The organism is Calothrix sp. CCY 0018, from assembly GCF_963920925.1.
Classification (GTDB): domain Bacteria; phylum Cyanobacteriota; class Cyanobacteriia; order Cyanobacteriales; family Nostocaceae; genus Rivularia.
This window is the reverse complement of record NZ_CAWUDI010000011.1, coordinates 128,170-145,895: the sequence shown is the minus strand read 5'-3', so window position 1 is coordinate 145,895 and position 17,726 is coordinate 128,170. Positions and strand designations below refer to the sequence as shown.

At 37.7% G+C, this 17,726-nt stretch carries 15 protein-coding genes; 6 read left to right on the top strand and 9 right to left on the bottom strand.

Annotated elements, in window-relative coordinates:
- Positions 1–846, top strand: coding sequence for a hypothetical protein (locus ACM03V_RS10630; RefSeq protein WP_414620744.1), 846 nt, complete (start codon positions 1–3; stop codon positions 844–846).
- Positions 847–861: 15 nt separating this feature from the next.
- Here ACM03V_RS10630 and ACM03V_RS10625 read toward each other — a convergent pair whose 3' ends face one another.
- Positions 862–1,038, bottom strand: coding sequence for a hypothetical protein (locus ACM03V_RS10625; RefSeq protein ID WP_414620767.1), 177 nt, complete (start codon positions 1,036–1,038; stop codon positions 862–864).
- Positions 1,039–1,345: 307 nt separating this feature from the next.
- Here ACM03V_RS10625 and ACM03V_RS10620 point away from each other — a divergent pair, with 307 nt between their 5' ends.
- The gene (locus ACM03V_RS10620; RefSeq protein WP_414620743.1) at positions 1,346–1,924 is read left to right on the top strand and encodes a TVP38/TMEM64 family protein; all 579 of its coding nucleotides are present in this window, start codon (positions 1,346–1,348) and stop codon (positions 1,922–1,924) included.
- Positions 1,925–2,053: 129 nt separating this feature from the next.
- On the opposite strand, the gene ACM03V_RS10615 is transcribed toward ACM03V_RS10620, so the two are convergent.
- The 4 genes from ACM03V_RS10615 to ACM03V_RS10600 all read right to left on the bottom strand — a co-directional run bounded on the left by ACM03V_RS10615 (position 2,054) and on the right by ACM03V_RS10600 (position 5,510).
- Positions 2,054–2,737, bottom strand: coding sequence for a diacylglycerol/polyprenol kinase family protein (locus tag ACM03V_RS10615; RefSeq protein ID WP_414620742.1), 684 nt, complete (start codon positions 2,735–2,737; stop codon positions 2,054–2,056).
- A gap of 144 nt (positions 2,738–2,881) precedes the next feature.
- Positions 2,882–3,316 (bottom strand): DUF2358 domain-containing protein, encoded by a 435-nt coding sequence (locus ACM03V_RS10610; protein ID WP_414620741.1) that lies wholly within the window; start codon positions 3,314–3,316, stop codon positions 2,882–2,884.
- Between the two features lie 66 nt (positions 3,317–3,382).
- Positions 3,383–4,534, bottom strand: coding sequence for a glycoside hydrolase family 10 protein (locus ACM03V_RS10605; protein ID WP_414620740.1), 1,152 nt, complete (start codon positions 4,532–4,534; stop codon positions 3,383–3,385).
- 157 nt (positions 4,535–4,691) lie between these two features.
- Positions 4,692–5,510 carry a DUF1206 domain-containing protein gene (locus ACM03V_RS10600; protein ID WP_414620739.1) on the bottom strand — a complete coding sequence of 273 codons (819 nt, stop codon included), beginning with the start codon at positions 5,508–5,510 and terminating at the stop codon, positions 4,692–4,694.
- 219 nt (positions 5,511–5,729) lie between these two features.
- Between ACM03V_RS10600 and ACM03V_RS10595 the strand changes: the two genes are divergently transcribed.
- Both ACM03V_RS10595 and ACM03V_RS10590 read left to right on the top strand, forming a co-directional pair.
- The gene (locus tag ACM03V_RS10595) at positions 5,730–6,578 is read left to right on the top strand and encodes an alpha/beta fold hydrolase (RefSeq protein WP_414620738.1); all 849 of its coding nucleotides are present in this window, start codon (positions 5,730–5,732) and stop codon (positions 6,576–6,578) included.
- Positions 6,579–6,788: 210 nt separating this feature from the next.
- Entirely contained in the window at positions 6,789–8,489 is a 1,701-nt protein-coding gene (locus ACM03V_RS10590; RefSeq protein WP_414620737.1) for a metallophosphoesterase family protein, read from the top strand.
- A gap of 99 nt (positions 8,490–8,588) precedes the next feature.
- Here ACM03V_RS10590 and sbcC read toward each other — a convergent pair whose 3' ends face one another.
- Both sbcC and ACM03V_RS10580 read right to left on the bottom strand, forming a co-directional pair.
- A complete protein-coding gene (sbcC, locus tag ACM03V_RS10585) occupies positions 8,589–11,615 on the bottom strand; it encodes an exonuclease subunit SbcC (RefSeq protein ID WP_414620736.1) in 3,027 nt (1,008 codons plus the stop codon).
- Positions 11,616–11,986: 371 nt separating this feature from the next.
- Positions 11,987–12,778 carry a hypothetical protein gene (locus tag ACM03V_RS10580; RefSeq protein WP_414620735.1) on the bottom strand — a complete coding sequence of 264 codons (792 nt, stop codon included), beginning with the start codon at positions 12,776–12,778 and terminating at the stop codon, positions 11,987–11,989.
- Between the two features lie 431 nt (positions 12,779–13,209).
- Here ACM03V_RS10580 and ACM03V_RS10575 point away from each other — a divergent pair, with 431 nt between their 5' ends.
- Together ACM03V_RS10575 and ACM03V_RS10570 are read left to right on the top strand one after the other, a co-directional pair.
- A complete protein-coding gene (locus ACM03V_RS10575; RefSeq protein ID WP_414620734.1) occupies positions 13,210–13,458 on the top strand; it encodes a hypothetical protein in 249 nt (82 codons plus the stop codon).
- Between the two features lie 11 nt (positions 13,459–13,469).
- Positions 13,470–14,543: a hypothetical protein gene (locus ACM03V_RS10570; protein WP_414620733.1), complete on the top strand. Its 1,074-nt coding sequence runs from the start codon at positions 13,470–13,472 to the stop codon at positions 14,541–14,543.
- 374 nt (positions 14,544–14,917) lie between these two features.
- Here ACM03V_RS10570 and ACM03V_RS10565 read toward each other — a convergent pair whose 3' ends face one another.
- Complete coding sequence (locus ACM03V_RS10565) at positions 14,918–16,126, bottom strand: acetate kinase (protein WP_414620732.1); 1,209 nt, start codon at positions 16,124–16,126, stop codon at positions 14,918–14,920.
- Between the two features lie 453 nt (positions 16,127–16,579).
- Positions 16,580–17,581 (bottom strand): transaldolase, encoded by a 1,002-nt coding sequence (locus tag ACM03V_RS10560; protein ID WP_414620731.1) that lies wholly within the window; start codon positions 17,579–17,581, stop codon positions 16,580–16,582.
- Positions 17,582–17,726: the final 145 nt, after the last annotated feature.

The window sequence follows — 17,726 nt, the reverse complement described above, 5'->3', positions numbered from 1 at the left end:
ATGCTTAATTACCAATCCCAATCGATTGATACTAATCATAAAATCGACAAATTTATGATGCAGGCTTTTCGCCAAATGCCATTATGGAAAAAAGCCCATTTAATTAATCAAGCAACTAAAGGTATTCAGCAATGTAATCTTATTGGTATTCGTAACCAATATCCTAATGCTAACTATAAAGAAATTCAATTATATTTAGCAGTGAGATGGCTGGGTAAAGAAAAAGCGAATCTACTTTATAAAGATAATCAAAGGCAAATTGTGGATGCAGAATCGATTAAATTAGCTTTAATAATTGCAGAAATTTTTGAAAACTTAGGAATAAATTATTTAATCGGAGGTTCTGTAGCTAGTTCTATTTTAGGCGAACCCCGCGCTACTTTAGATATAGATGTGGTTGCAGATTTACAACTTTCTCAGGTACAACCTTTAGTGGAAATAATGACGGGAGAATTCTATATTGATGATGCAATGCTAACCCAAGCAATTGATAGTAAATCATCATTTAACATTATTCATCTCGATACCATGCTGAAAGTTGATATTTTTATTCTTTCTCTACAGCCATTAGCACAAATTGAAATGCAGCGCAGACAGCAATTAGTTGTGAGTGAAAATCCTCTACGTACAGCTTGGTTTGCTACTTCAGAAGATATTATTTTACAAAAGTTAATTTGGTATCGTTTGGGTAATCAAATTTCAGATAGACAGTGGCGCGATGTATTAGGTGTAATGAAAGTACAGGGCGATCAACTAGATTTCAACTATTTACAAGAATGGGCAGAAAGAATAAATTTATTAGATTTGCTCGCACAAGCGTTAAGAGAAGCTGGGTTAAGAGACTAAAAATAAATAGATTTATTAAATCTCGCCAAAATTCAATACAAGTTGTTTAGGTTCCAATTGAGGTGTTGCTTTACTTTCAATATATTCAATTATTGTATTAGCAACATATTCGCTTAATTTTACAGGCACGGCATTACCAATCATTTGTTCTAAATCAGTTTTTGTTTGATTCTCCCTACGGTTGATTTTCATTCATGTTTGACAATTAAGATTTTCACGAGTTTTGTTTTTACGGTTGCAGAAAATTTTTACATCTATAGCATTAGATAAATCATTAGGATTGCCCAAGTCCTATATTTTTTCACGAAAGCAGAGAAAACAATAAAACGTAACCAACATTTACTTATTTAAACCAACTTTTAGTGTATCTTATATTACTGAATACATTTATTTCTTGTAACAGATTCAGTCCCGATACTGAAAGTAGTAAAATGTAACTATATAAGCAAACAACTAATTCTTGACAGAAAATTCAATCCTACTTTAAATAGATACTACAATGCGACTTACCTCTAAACTCCAAAAGATTTTATTAGCAATTTCTTTTGTAGCGATTTTTTATCTAATCTTGGCGCTTGCTTTACAAACTATCGGTTTGGGCAATGCTCAACTCTTGGTAAAAAAAACAGGAGCATGGGCACCTATAGTATTTGTGCTTTTATGTGCGGCAAGTTTAATTATTGCACCTTTAAGTGGAAGTTCGTTATTTGTAGTGGGTGGAACGTTATTTGGCAAACATGATGCTTTCTTATTAAGTTATATAGCTAGTATTATTGGATGCAGTACTAATTTTTGGATATCTAGGAAGTTAGGAAGAAAGGTAGCTCAAAGATTTATAGGAAAGGCTAACTTAAAGGAATTAGATCAGTTTATTGGCAAGTTAAAAAGTAGCCGCAGTATTCTATATATGATAGTAATAATGCCTCTTTCTCAGGATATAGTTAGCTATGCTATCGGTTTAACCAAAATAAAATATACTTACTTTTTGATTGCTTTAATCGTAAGCAGTACTATAGTTATTTCTGGATATGTATATATTGGTTCTAGTTTATTAGAATTATTCGTTCAACCTAAATAAAAAATCAGGTTAAAGGTTAAATCGATTTTGGATTTTAACAACGGATGCTTTTGTTTTGGATTTTAGATTTTGGATTACACTGGGTAACATGATATTAAAGTTATAAGTAAACTATTCCCTATTCCCTTCTCATATACTAGCGGCTAAAATTACCACACTGGGAATCAACAGATTATCAATTTCCTTTGGGCTGCAAGCTTCCACTACTGTAGCAATTGCAGATAATAGTAAAATCCGGACAATATCTAACTCATTCGGTATAATCAACCAAACGAAAAACGTACTTGCAGCAAAAGCAGCAATTAACATTGATAAACTTCCTTCCACACTTTTACTACTAAGTACTTCATATTTCAATTTACCGTAACGAGAGCCAACTATAGGAGCAATTCCATCTCCCCAACCGAGAGTTGCGATCGCCATTATTCCGGGAAAGGTTTTGTAAAATAAAGTACCGCAGATAGTAGCTACAATTACGAAATATAAAGGTCCTTTCAAAAGTTCGCTTTTATCACCATTGCGAGTCATGGTTTTAACAGCTTCATCTTCGTCGCTAGCAAATAAACCTTTTTGAATTAACAGTATTATCCAAACAACAAAAATAGTAACGTTAAGATATTTTGACCAATGTGAATCATTATAGAGTGGCAAAAATCCAATCAAAGAACCCGCACCAATATGAGTTATTTTACGGCTAATATCTTGTGATAATTTTAAGCGAGTGACACAGAAATTCATTACCGCTACCAGCCCAAAGACGTAAATAAATGTTAGGGCTGTTACGATTAGGTTTTGAATAAAAGGACTTAACATAAATTGCAAGGGGTTTGCTTATTCTCTCACAATACCCTATAAGGGTATCGCTACATTTACAAACTCTACCTTCGCAGGCTGAATTGCTAGCCTGCGAAGGCAGGCTTTGTTTCTGTAGCCCCACTCTTCGAGAGTGCGGGTAATTTAGGGCTTCTGTTTCTGAGGTAAAAACTGACGTAAAATCTCGCCAGGTTTCCTATCCCAAGTATCAATATGTTCGTAGATCGAACCATCTTGATTTAATTTATAATTTGAATGACCATTAAAGAATATTTTTGCTTTCCAAGGTACTCGTAATGTACCCCTTACAGTCCACTTCGCAAAAATCGTATAATCATTTGATTGATATACATCGTGTAAATCAAAATGAATATCTGTAAAAAACAACCCAGCGTGAAATCTTAAAGTCCAAAAAATAATTCTATAGTTGAATTTCCATTTAAACTTATTTACTGGATCTTCAAAGTAGATATCATCCGTATAAATATCATAAGAAATATCCTTTTTAAACAAAGTTGGTAAATCGTGCTTGAGAATTTGAATATTTTCTTCTATCTGCGATTTATATTCTAATTGCATAATAAATATTATATATTTCTTGTGGTACGGGCATCCTGCGCGTTATTATTCACAAATGTCATAAAATCAAAACCAATTTTTCAAAAACTTAAATAAACCCCGCTTCTCATAAACAACTTCTTTCTGACTCGCATCTTGATTCAAATCTTCCAAACAAAGAAAATTAGCCGACTTAGCATAATAACCTTGTTTCAACACCTGAGCTAAAGCATTATTATTATCTCGTAAACCTTCGTAAAAGAAAAATACTTCTCCTTGAATACCGCAAGCACGATTATATTCAATTAACTGCAACAAATAATCGGGACTGATATTGTAAGAACCCAGTTTCATTAACACTCCCGGTGCAAGTTTAACTAAGTTTTTATGATTAAATTGCTGTTTGACTAACCGATCAACAATACCTTTATAGCTATTAAAATCGCGGCGATAAATTTGCGGATGAACAATATCGACTAAACCTTTTTCTAACCATGTCTGCGAGTCTTGTAAATACTCTTTCAATGCCCAATCGTGAATATTAGGAGCCATTGATACTAATAGATTATTATTTACAGCTTTGACTTCTTTATATAAACGAGCTAAAAAATCTGTTAAAATATCAGCACGCCACTGCAACCATTGACTATCTTTAGAGTTTTGCGGCGGATTTTTACCAAATTCTTGATTATAGCGTTCTATAGTACCATTATCGTAACCACCTTCAGATGGTAAAGCAGGTAAACGGTCATCACCTTGTATACCATCAACGTCGTAATTATTAACAACTTCGAGTATTAAACTTAATAAAAAATCTTGAACTTCCAAGTCTAAAGCATTAAGCCATTCAAAACCATTTTTATTTAATAAATTGCCTTTAGAATCTCGCGCTGCCCACTGTGGTTTTTTCGCCAGTAACATTCCGCCATTAGAGTTGTAAGAACTAGCAAAACCATATTCAAACCAGGGAATTACTTTTAAGCCAACTCGATGCGCTTGGGTAATTACTTCTGCTAAAACATCCCTTCCCCGATATTGCGGATTAATTTCTACACCAAAATTTTGCTGCATTATCTGAGAAGGAAATTGCGTTGCCGCTTTATTCCAAACTACCGGAAACACAACATTAAATCCCGTTTCAGCAAGAAATTCCATCGCTTCAACGATATTATCGCGAGAATCAAAAACTTTACTACCCGTAGTAGTTAACCAGACACCGCGTATTTCAGTAATTGACATTTTTGGAACAGTGAGCAGTGAGCAGTGAACAGTTAACAGTCAGAAATAAAAAGTTAAATCGATATATTGAGATTTTTAAATTTAATTTAATTATTACCCATTATCTATTATCTATTACCTATTACCTATTACCTATTACCTATTACCTATTATCTATCTACATATTTGGATCGAGACGACGATATCGTGCTTGAACCACCATATATACGCCATAAGCCATTAAGCCCAAAGCTACAACACTCAATAGCCAAGGGCCGTAAGGCTGCTGTGATAAAGTTTCCAATGCTTGATCAAGTCCACCAACTTGACTTGCTTGAGCCATATATGCCGCTTCAATCACAAACCAACCAATTAAAAAGAATACAATACTTCTTGCCGCCAAACCGAATCGACAAATAGCTATAACCCATTCACGCTCTGTACTACTTAATTCGGATAAATTTAACTTTCTGCGAAATTTTGCAGTAAAAGCTTTATATAAATAATAAAATCCGAAAGCAATTACAGCAACACCAATCGTTCCTAATAACCATTGTCCGAAAGGTTGATTTAGTAAACGAGCAGTCCAATTTTGTTTACTATCTCCCCCGCCACTGCTTGCACTTCCCATGATAATTTGTACCGCAGTCCAAGCCAAACCAGCATAAGCCAAACCATTCGCGATATAAGCAAGTCTCGTTGCGATACCTTTAATATCGTTACCTTTATTTTCGGGATCGTTAATTGCTTCAACGAAACGCCACATTGCATAACTTATTAAACCGAAGGCAACCAAACCAAGTAAAAATTGACCAAAAGGTTGCTGCACTATGGTTATCAAAGCTCCTTCCGTACCCGTCTTTTTTCCTCCTCGCCCAAAAGCGGCCTGTACGGCCAGCAATCCCACAAGAAAATAAACTGCTCCTTTAGAAGCATAACCAAACCTTGCCAGTCGTTCAATCCATGCAGAAGGTTTATGTGATATCTGTTGTTCCATAGTTTTGATAAACAATTACTATGTTCATCTACTCATATAAAATCAAGACATACATCTATCTCCAGAACAATCCATAATGTAGAATTTTACAGTTATCAGTTATCAGTTACCAGTGAACAGTAATAAATAGAACAGGACTTATTCTTTTCCCCTTGTCTTCCTATCCCCCTCTTCCCCTTCTCCTCGTAAAATAAGCAAATAGTCTCTGGAGTCATCCACATGGAAACTTGGCAACACGATTACATAACTACTAATGGGGTAAATCTACATTATGTAACTCAAGGAAGCGGCCCTTTGATGCTGATGCTGCATGGGTTTCCTGAGTTTTGGTATTCTTGGCGATATCAAATTCCAGAATTTGCCAAAAATTTTAAGGTAGTTGCTCCAGATTTACGCGGTTACAACGATAGCGATAAACCGAAAGAACAATCGGCTTATGTAATGACTGAATTAGTCAAAGATGTAGAAGGTATCATTCGCGGATTGGGATACGACTCGTGCGTGTTGGTAGGGCATGATTGGGGAGGGGGGATTGCTTGGAGTTTTGCTTATGCTTATCCGCAAATGGTAGAGCGATTAATTATTCTGAATCATCCCCATTATGCAAAGTTTTCTGAAGGTTTCCGAACTCCGCAGCAATTGTTACGTAGCTGGTATGTATTCTTATTCCAATTACCTATAATTCCGGAATTATTCGTTCAAGCTCAAGATTATCAATTTATTGAAAATGCTTTTAAAGGCATGGCTGTTAACAAAAGCGCTTTTAGTTCATATGATATTGACGCTTATAAAAATGCTGCTGCTAAACGTGGAGCTTTAACAGCAATGATAAACTATTACCGCAATATCTTTCCACAATTCTCTAATCAAAATTGGAGCGTTTTGGAAGTTCCTACTTTAATGATTTGGGGAGAGGAAGATACTGCATTAGGAAAAGAATTAACCTATGGTACCGAAGCCTATGTTGAAGATTTTCAAATTAAATATATTCCTAACTGTAGCCATTGGGTACAGCAAGAACAGCCTGAGTTAGTTAATCAGTATATACGAGAATTTTTAAGTGCTTGATTTTTGGGGAATAGGGAACGGGGAACAGAAAATGTATTTATCATTGTTCGTAGTAGCGCTTCAGCGCCTCCGGATTCGGAATTCGGAGGTGCTGAAGCACTACTACGAGCCTAGGAAAATTAATGTGATGGAGTACTAGTAACTAGAGAGCAAGACACAATTTAATTGGAATGGCTATAATGCTTTCGTCTATTTCCTACTACCTAGATCATGAAATCCCACTTAAAATTATTAACAGAACCATTTTTACAATTCCCGACTCAAACTTCTATACGCATTGTTTGGTTTACTGAATTTATGGGCGATAAGCGGAGCTTGAGCAAAGCGGCATTACGCCACACAGTTAATTACGGCAGTAACTTTTCAAAAAGTGTGACTGCCAAAACTATTAAACTAAATCATTTGAGAGAAGATAAATACTCGCGAGTCGGAAATCAAACCGCAGACGGGGAAATTTATCAAAAACCAATGTTCCGAGAAGTTTGGCGACATGAAGCTTTATTAACCGATTTAACTCCTGGTGAAAGAGTTTCTTATAGAGTAACAAGCACCACAGAAAATAATGAATCAATTAGTAGTCAAGTTTATACTCTTCAACCTGCTCCACTTCCCGATAAACCACTGAAAATATTATTAACTTCCGACCATCAAATCAAGCCGATGGTAGCAGCAAACTTACAAAAAGTGAAGCAAACCTTTGAGCAAATCGATGCAGTATTTTTTGCTGGCGATTTAGTTAATATACCAGATCGTGCTAGTGAATGGTTTGATGATAACCGTGGCAACGCTTTTTTCCCTTGTTTCCAGGGAACAGCTAATTATGTAATGAAATATGATGGTGTAGAAATTACTTACACCGGAGGGCAAATTATTCAAAATGCTCCTATATTTCCCTGTATTGGCAATCATGAAATTATGGGACGTTTTAATCAGGGAAAAAGCTTGAATGAAGAATTTAACGATACCATTCCCCGTGATGTTGCTTTAAAGCTGTATGGCAAAGAATCTTTAGAAGATAATTCTTTTAATACCGATACTTTCGAGAAGATATTTAGCCTACCGGAAACTGAAACAGGTAAAAAAGGTTATTATGCAACAAGCTTCGGTGATATACGCTTGGTAGTTTTATATGTAACTAATATGTGGCGCTATTTTACCGCAGAAAATTCTCATAAAGGGAAATATGCCGAGCCAGAAAAAGAATTAAATCACCCGCAAAATTGGGGATACGGACAGCATATTTACGAACCAATTGCCAAAGGTAGCACTCAATATGATTGGCTTGTAAACGAACTCAACAGCGACGAATTTCAGCAAGCAAAATACAAAGTAGTGATGTTTCATCATCCTCCCCACACTTTAGGAGATAACATCGTACCTGCCTACACCGATCCAGTGCAGATAATCGAACGCGATCGCAACAATAATATTACCTCGGTGCGATATGAATACCCCAAACAAGACGATTATATTACCCGTGACTTAATTCCTTTGTTAGAAAAAGCAAAAGTACAGTTAGTATTTTACGGACATTCTCATTTATGGAATCGCTTTGTTAGCTCCAGTGGAATGCACTTTTTGGAAACATCAAATGTAGGTAATTCCTACGCTGCGGCATATGGAGTTAGAAAGCGAACTAATTTACCAAATACCAATCCAGATAACCATGATGGTAATTGTAATTATACAGAAATTGGCGACCCTTACGGTTTAGAACCAGTAGTACCGACAATTGAACCACTTTTAGACGAAAACGGTAAACCATTACCTTATATTTCCAGCAATCAAATTACCGTATTTACCATCTTTGACACCGAACAAGGCACCGTAAGTAGCTATCGTTTTGACACAAGTAAACCAGATTCTGAAGTTGTTAAATTCGATGAATTTGAGTTAGTTGTTAGTGGTTAGTTGTTAGTTGCTATTCGCTACTCTTAATTCCCCATGCCCAATGCCCAATGCCCAATTACCAATTACCAATTACCAATTACCAATTACCAATTCCCAAATTCAAATCATCATCCTAATTTGAGAGCCATCCTGAGTTTTATTAACTTCAATACGGGCTGCAAAGGCTTCTTTCAAATGGGGCATATGAGTTACGGTGAGGATGCAGGCAAAGTCGGGTGCTATAGCGTTGATTGCTGCAATTAATCTGTCGCATCCTTCGCTGTCTTGGGTACCGAATCCTTCATCTACTATTAGTAGTTGTAAAGCTGCTCCGGCTCGCTGGGCTAATAATTTAGCTAGTGCTAAACGAATTGCAAAGTTGATTCTAAAAGCTTCTCCACCGGAATAGGTTTCGTAAGCTCTGGTACCTCTGGCATCGGCGATTAAAATATCTAAAGTTTCTATTAATTTGGCATTTTTCTTTTTGGCTTTACTAGTTTTACCAGCTCTCTGCGTAACAAACTGTACGTGTAATTGATTGGCGCTCAATCGGGAAAGTAGTTGATTTGTCTCGGCTTCTAGCTGCGGTAATACATTTTCAATCATCAATGCTTGGATACCATTTTTACCAAATGCCTGCGCTAATTCCTGATAAACTCGCTGTTGAGAGCGAACTTTTTTAAGTTGCTGCTGCTGCTCTTTATGCTGTACTTGCAGGTTTTCTAAATACTGTGACTGTTGCTGCAATCGTCCTAAATAACCTAATTTATCATCGAGTTGACGGCGACGGTTTGCTAATTTAGATTCCAAATCTTGAATCTGAGCGGTAGGATTGGTGGTTTGTTCCAATTGCGCCACGACACCGTTAATTTGAGCAGCTAACTGCTGTTTTTCGTTCAACCTGGCTTTTAACGCTTCCTCTGCATATTGCGATCGCGCTTTCATTTCGGGATGCCGAGATTCTGCTGAAGTTAATTGCTGATGGCGTAAATGCCAAGACTGGGCTTGTCTTACATCTATACGGATTTGGTTATGACGCTGGTTGTCGTAACCCATTTCAACAATTTTATTTTCTAATTCTTTGATTTCTCTAGCAATTTCTGAATCAGTTTGCTCTACCTTAATTTGATTCTCTAATTGACTAATTAATCCTTGAATTTCGGGTTTTCTGGCTGCTAATTGTGCTTGACGCTTGCGTGCATCTTTAATTTGCCCTTGCTTAATTTCTGCCCATCGCCATTTCTCAACTTCGCTGCGAGCCAAAGCATGATTCTGTTCGTTGTAATCAAGAGCGAGTAAATAGTCTTCTAATTCCTGCAATTCTTTTTGCTTTTGAGGCGCGTAATCACCTAAATGCAAAGTTTTTTCTAATCTCTCTTTCTCCGAAATAATTTGCTGTATCTGTATATCAACTTCACTAGTTGCCTGCAATTGTGCTGCTAATTCTCCTTTTTGCTCGCGTAAAGATTCGTAAGGCGACAGTTTACCGTTGACGCTGCGATATTCCTGCCGAAAAAGCTGAATTTCTCGTTCTGAGACTGCCAGTTGTTCGCGAAAAACCCATAATTGCCCTTCTGTATCTTTATATTCAACCTTAGTTTTATCTGCGACTCGATTCCAGTGATGTTCGTCTAAAGGACGTTCGCATAAAGGACAAACAGCATCGGGGTTTTGTAACATTTGCAATTTTTGCTCTAACTCCCCTAAAAGCCGCTCGTATTCGCGCTGCTGAGCGTGCAACCGCTCCATAAAACTCCGTTTTTCTAATCCTTTTTCCTGTAATCTTTGCAGATAAACTTTATCTTTATCTAATTGTTCGATCTTCGTCTCTACTTCGATAACTGCCTGTTGAAGTTGCGGTTGCTTGCGAGATTGATTTTGCAATTGTATAAATGTAGTTTGCAACTGCTCGACTCGGGCTACTATCCCTGCTTGAGTGCGATGCAACTCGGTTTGCAATTGTTGGCGCTGCTGCAACAATGGAGAAACTTGCATTTGCAAATTATCCAAATTACCCAGACGCTGACGGGCTGCTTTTAATTTTTCTAGCGCTGCTTCCACATCACCAGTATTATTAAGAGTTCGCTCAATATCTTGCTCTTGCTGCACTAAAGCTTCTAATTGCGCTTGAGAGTGTTGCAGCTGTCGCTCAATTCCTTGAATATGCTTACTCAACTGAGAAAGTCGTTGCTGGCGCAATTGAGAAGCACGGGTATATTCTGAAAATAAAGCCCCCATTGATTCTTCTTCAGATTGCAGAGTTTGATAACGAGCATATCCGGCTTTAATTTCTGAAGACTGATTTAATAATCCTTCCAAAGACTCAAGCTGAATTTTCAAGCTCGATTGTTCGCTTTCCAAACGCTTGCTATCTTGAGTGAGATTATTATATTGCTGCCGAACAAAATGCAGTTGCTCTTCCCAACCTTGTCGCTGATGTTGGATAACCTGTAAATTTTGCAACTGAATATTGTCAAAACCCTGCAATTTTTGTAGTTCGTTGAGTTCGGTTTCTAACTCAGTTCTTTGTTGAGCAATAGTTTCTTGTTGTTGCAGTTGAGTTTTAATCGATCCCGTCTGGCGCTCTAACTCTTCTCCTCTTGCTTTTAACTGACGCCATAATTCTTTGGCTTTATCTTCAAGCTCATCATATTGATTTAACTTTAATAATTCAGCTAAAATCTCTTTACGCTCGCTCGGACGTTTGAGCATGAACTCATCAGCACGCCCTTGACGTAAGTAAGCAGAATTTATAAAAGTATCGTAATCAAGTTTTATATGATCAATAACTTGCTCTTGAGTAGCCCTTAAACCTTTACCAGTAAGAGACTTGAACCCTTCTTCTGTTTCAATTTGAAACTCTAAAGCACTACTAGAACCCCGACGACGGGTACGAATTACTCTATAAATTTCTCCGTTAGCTTCAAAAGTAAAATCAACTCGGGCATCTTTAGCTCCAGTATGAATAATATCATCCTCCGAAGCCGCTCTACTCTCACCCCAAACTACCCAAGTTATAGCTTCTAAAAGCGAAGATTTGCCTGCACCATTCGAGCCACAAATGCACGCCGTATGCAGTCCGCTAAAATCCAAACTTGCGTCTTGATAACTGAGAAAGTTTTTTAATGTTACTTGTACTGGAATCATTTAGGCTACATCAAAGCGCTGACTTTTTGTTAATAGCAGTACATATGCTGTTTCTGTAGTCTAACTATGTAGAAATGTTCTTTCTAGTTTTTAATCTCTCATTTTTACAAAACTTAACATTTAGACAAGTTTTTTGTTTCCTATTAAGCAAAATATTATTTCCTTGTCACGAAAAAAGAATATTGATCGGTGAACAGTGAGCAGTGAACAGCGAACAGCAATTAGTAAAGAGGTTGGATAATGGTAATTGTATATTTTGTGGAAACTTGGGGGTAGAAAAATCCTTTTGCCCAAACTTTTTTGTACCAGATTTTAAATCGAAAATCTTTTACCAGTAAGCAGTTAACTGTTAACTGTTAACTGCTCACTGCTCACTGCTCGCTGTCTTGAGGAAATTGAATTCGATTGCCTTCCGGGGTAGAAATGACTTTTCCACCTAAAGCTTCGATTGCGCGAACTGCTCTTTGATAGGTTTTTTGATCGGTTCCACTACTTAATACCATACCCCAAGCAGAAATTTGAGCATTTTTACTATCAGGATTATTTTGCAGGAATTCTGCGGTTTTTCCGGAAATAAATGCTGCTAACTTACTTTCCTCATCTGAATGCTCGCTAGCCCATTGAGAGGCATTCGTAAAAGATTTACTGGCAGCTTTAGAGTCGCCTAAAAATAGTAACTCATCAACTGCTTTGTAACGCCATATGTAGTAGGAATTTTTGGGAACCCAAGGATTAAGGGACTCTAACCCTTTATTCATAATCTTTACAGACTTTTCCGGCATCCCGGCATACATAGAACCGCTTGTCGAAAGTGCCAAATAGGCATTTACAAACCGAGGGTCGCGCTTTAAAATTACCTCGAAGTATTGCGGACTTAATCCGTAACCAGTTTTATCGCGAATTTGATCATCTCCAAAATATTGTAAAAAATTTAGATATATCCAATTTGCAATTAAGTTATCATAGCCAAATGTAGGAATTTTTTTGAGGAATTTGAGACGGACTTCTTCCGTGCTGATTTCTCTTTCTAAGGCTTCTACTGTATTGGAAGGTTTGTCAGAGAGCAATTTTTGCATTCGCGGAAATTGTAACGAACTAACTGCAAATAAGCATAAACAGGCTACACTTAACGAGGTAATGGCTTGACGAGATAGAGCTAACATTGTAAGGATAACTAAAAGGTATTGTATTACTACCTCATAGTTCCCTCATATTTGTGAGAAGTAACAGGCTCAGTTCAAGAGATTCATCATAGGACGGCTCTTTTGTCTGACTGAACTCAAAACACACAGAGCAATTTGAATTGTTACTTTGAAGGCTAGCGGGAATATTGAAACTAAAATTCCCTACTTCTTCGTCACAAGCCAAGTTATTAGTCTGTAAAAAGCTATTATGGCTACTTTAGTCATATATAGTTTTGTAAAAAATAGACAAATGTATTTTGTGGCATTCATTTGAAGGTATCTTTCCCGGATAAGCAAAACCGTGAATAGAAACATCAATATGCGTGGCCTACTGCTGAGTCTATTGAATCTAAGCACACGCCCGCTGCTCTGAATGACTATATTAGGACAAGATTTGAAAATTTGTAATCATGGCAAGTAAGACAATCAACGTTAGAGAGTACACTGTCCGAGCGCACAAGCGTGAAATTCATACAAGGGTATTTTCGTTTGTATGTAAAGAGTGCAACAAGCCCACAGACCGAGAAACTTTTGGACCTCGCCCGCTTTATTGCGAAAAATGTCGTCCACCTCAACCGTCTTATCGGAAATCAAATTCTAGGTCTAGTAAGGCGAAACCAAGAGCAATGAAATATAAAGGAGAGGCTGAAGTTAGTTGAATCAGGACGCTATGAAACCAGAGTCGCACCAGAAACTAGAAACACCACCCCAAGCTTTAATCGAACCATTATTGGGCTTGAGGGAATATTATGCTCGTTTACTACAAGAGTACGAGTTAAAAGTTACTACCGCCAGAATTCAACTTGCTCACGTTGAAGCCTTGCTGTCTAATTCTTCTGCCTTAATGAACGGCAAAAGCTTCCCCGGACTTGAGATACTTGATGTTACGGCAATTACGCAAACATCCACACATCTATCTAGAGAAGCATTTGAATCTCAGCTTAAAGGTATTAATACCCAAGAAACTGATTTAGATGAAGATCTGGGCGAAGACACCGAGTCTGAACTAGAAACTTCGGACGAAACCGATCCGGGGGTTTCAGAAGAAGACACCGATGAAGAAAATGACGAAGAAGATGCCCTTGTTTCTTCCAGTCTCGAAAAAGCGACATCATCCAAGGGCAAATATAGTACGAAAAGCAGTTCTGACATTCAGATGCTGCCCGAATTCCGACATATTTCCCGAATAGAAGCCATAAAACAGCTTTTGGAAGAAAAAAGAGGCAAAGTCTGTCATATCGATTTGGTAGTGCGATCGCTTTATGGAGATTTAGAGTCAACTGCATTCAAAGTTGTCAAAGGTAGAGTTCATTCTTCTCTTACCCACGGCAAAGAACAATTGTACTGGGAATCGGTTCCTGATGAACCTGGTTGCTATACATTAGATTTGGATTTGGTAACGCCACCCGGCAGTAAATCTAAATCCAAAAAAACGAGGCCAAAAGCTAGGAAGCAACTGATACCTCAGCGAACCAAAAAGATACCAATGCTGCCTCAGTACGAAGGTCAGTTTCTAATTGATGCCATTTCTTCGTTTTTAGAAGATAACTCCGGAAAAATCTATTCTGTTACTGAAATAATCGAGCAGATTTATGGAGCGCTTGACGAGGAAGAGATTAGAGACATGAAAATTCGCAGCATGGTATTAGGGGAGCTTTCGCGGGGCTATCGTATTGGTAGATTTGCTAGAGTTCCGAATAAACTAGGTTATTACACCTGGGATTTAGATAGTGTGAATGCTTAAACAGCATCTTAGCCAATAGTGGAGTGCGTGATATGTTCTCTTCAGCAATGCTCGTCCTATCTGTAGGGGCGGGCATTTGTTGAATGAAGGGAATTGGGCATGGTGATCTCGTGGGTTGTCTCCCGCAGTACGAGAGAAGTGGCGTTAGCGCTTAGCGGAGCGTACCGTAGGTATTGCGTCTCCGGAGGAGATACCCGAAGGGGGCATCGCGCATTGGGGATTGATGACGGGAGTAGTAAGTTAAGAGTGAGGAGTGAATATTAATAGATAGGATAAATGAAAATATCCAGAATTGTATGTCTGCATCTAGACATTGATCGTGCTGCTAATATTCTATCAACGCCCAATGCCCCATGCCCTATACCCAATACCCCTTATAATAATTTGTAGCATTCACGCGCAATCTGCCAATCTTCTTGGGTGTGAATTACTAATACCTTTACAGAGCAGTCAGATGTAGCAATATTTTCGTCTACAGGTTTACTAGTATTTTTATCGATATCAATTTTTATTCCTAAAAATTCAAAAGCTTCACAAGCAGCTTGGCGAATTTCGGGGACGTTTTCACCAACACCAGCAGTGAATACTAAAGCATCTAATCCTCCCAAACTGCCAAGCATGGCTCCAATACTGGAACGCAAGCGATGTACGTAAATATCGAAAGCCAGTTGAGCGCGGATCTCGCCACTCGTAATTGCGGCTTTTATTTGCCGCATATCGCCGGAAATTCCAGATATACCGCTTAATCCCGAACCTTTATTTAGAAGATTATCTAACTCTTCTACGGTATAATTCCCTTTTCTTAACAAGTAAATGAGAATTCCTGGATCGACGCTACCGGAACGATTGCCCATCATCAATCCGTCAAGGGGGGTAAAGCCCATAGTAGTATCTACGCTATGACCATTTTTAATTGCTGCTAAAGAACAACCATTGCCTAAATGACAGGTAATTAAAAGTAATGAGTGTAAATCTTTGCCAAGAATATCGGCAGCACGTTGGGAACAGTATTGATGGCTGATACCATGAAATCCATAACGAATGATATTCTGTTCTACCCAATCATAGGGACCGGGATAAATTGCCGCAGCATCGGGAATATTGCGGTGAAACGCCGTATCAAAAACAGCAACTTGCTTAACTTCTCCTAAAATATTTTCCACGGCTTCAATCCCCGCTAAATTCGCTGGATTATGGGCTGGAGCGAGATTTGCAAGACTTGCGATCGCATCTTTAACTTTTTGTGTAATCACCACACTTTCTCTGTAGTCTTTACCACCATGTACTACTCGATGTCCAACTACATCAATTTCATTAAGGCGATCGATAACTTTAGTGGAACCTTGAGATATAGTGTTGAGCAAATGAGCCATTACTTCAGATTGGGAATCTGTAGCAATTTCTTCGGTTAACTTTTCTCCCGTGGCTGTTTCTACCTTGATTTCTGCTACACCTTGCTGATGGCTCCAATCCACTTTTCCTTCCCAAAGCGGTACGGGTGGTAAAGCAGGAAGATCGCCCGTTATCTCGTACAAACAACTTTTTTGAGTGCTTGAGCCTGCATTTAGTACAAGTATTTTCATCGCTATGCATTTGCAACGCTGTATTTGTCCATTTTTATCTTCCCGTCTATTGATTTCAAAGACAATTCATTGCTCAATAATAATTATCAAGCTTAAGCAAGTAAATCTTGAAAACAAGGAAAACATCAAAAAATATAAGCAGTCAAGCTCTGATTATTTATTTACTGCTCAGCTATATAAAACTTTTATTCAAAAAGTACGATCAAACACAAATTAAAATTATTGCTTCAAATTCATTGACTTTAATCAAGAAAAAAGATAAAAAGTATTTAAGTATTTACCTGAAAAATAATGGTTCGTAATTTATCAATCTTTTAAAGGATATTAAATTGGCGAATGTAAAAAAACAGCCTCGCTACGCGGATGATAATTTCTATCTATTCGCACTCAACATGAAAATAGAGACGTTGCATTGCAACGTCTCTACATTACATTTAATAAAACGAACTAGTTTTAAGCAGCCTTAGCTTCTTCGTTAAGGTTATCCAATCTTTCAGTTAATAACTTTTCGAGATCTTCTAAAGCTTTAGAAAAACCTTTGATTCCTTCATCTAATTTGTCATAAGCCATTTTATCTTCTGCGTGCATTTTCTCGAAGGTTGCTTTATCCATCGAGATTTTCTTAATATCCATTGCAGCAGCTTTCTTTGCGTCAAGCTTACGGGGTAATTCCTCTGTACTGCTTTGCAATTCAGCTAAGAATTTAGGAGCAATTGTTAATAAATCACAACCAGCAAGTTCGGTTATTTCGCCTAAATTGCGGAAGCTAGCTCCCATAACTTCGGTTTTGTAACCAAATTTTTTGTAGTAGTTGTAAATTTCGGTAACGGATAAAACGCCTGGATCTTCCTCAGCAGGATAGCTATCTTTTCCAGTATCTTTCTTGTACCAGTCGAGAATACGTCCGACAAAAGGAGAAATTAAGGTAACGCCAGCTTCCGCGCAAGCAATAGCCTGGTGAATACCAAACAACAAAGTTAGATTACAGTGAATGCCTTCTTTCTCAAGAATTTCCGCAGCCTTGATACCTTCCCAAGTAGAAGCAATTTTAATTAAAACACGTTCGCGGGAAACTCCAGCGGCTTCGTATTGCTTAATAATTTCTCGGGCAACGTTAACAGTAGCTTCGGTATCGTAAGAAAGACGTGCATCAACTTCAGTAGAAACTCTACCGGGGATGATTTTAAGAATTGTCAAACCAAAAGCCACAGCCAAACGTTCAAAAGCCAGTCTGGTAATATCAGTTGAGCTTGCTGCTTCACCAGCATCTTTCTGAGCTTGGGCTAAAGTATCGTCAACAACTCCTTGATATTCAGTCATTTGAGCCACTGTAGTAATCAAAGAGGGATTAGTAGTAGCATCTTGAGGCTTGAACTTTTCAATTTGTTGAATATCACCCGTATCGGCTACCACAACAGTCATTGAGCGTAATTGTTCTAATAAATTTTTGGACATAATCTACTCCGTTAAATTAAATCGATGTGTCGAGGATTGACGCTTTTTTCTTTAATACTGCTACTGCTTGCAAAATTTAGTAATCGGTAATTAATACATTTTTTCGATTCACTATTCCGGCATTACCGATTCAAGATTCCTTTTT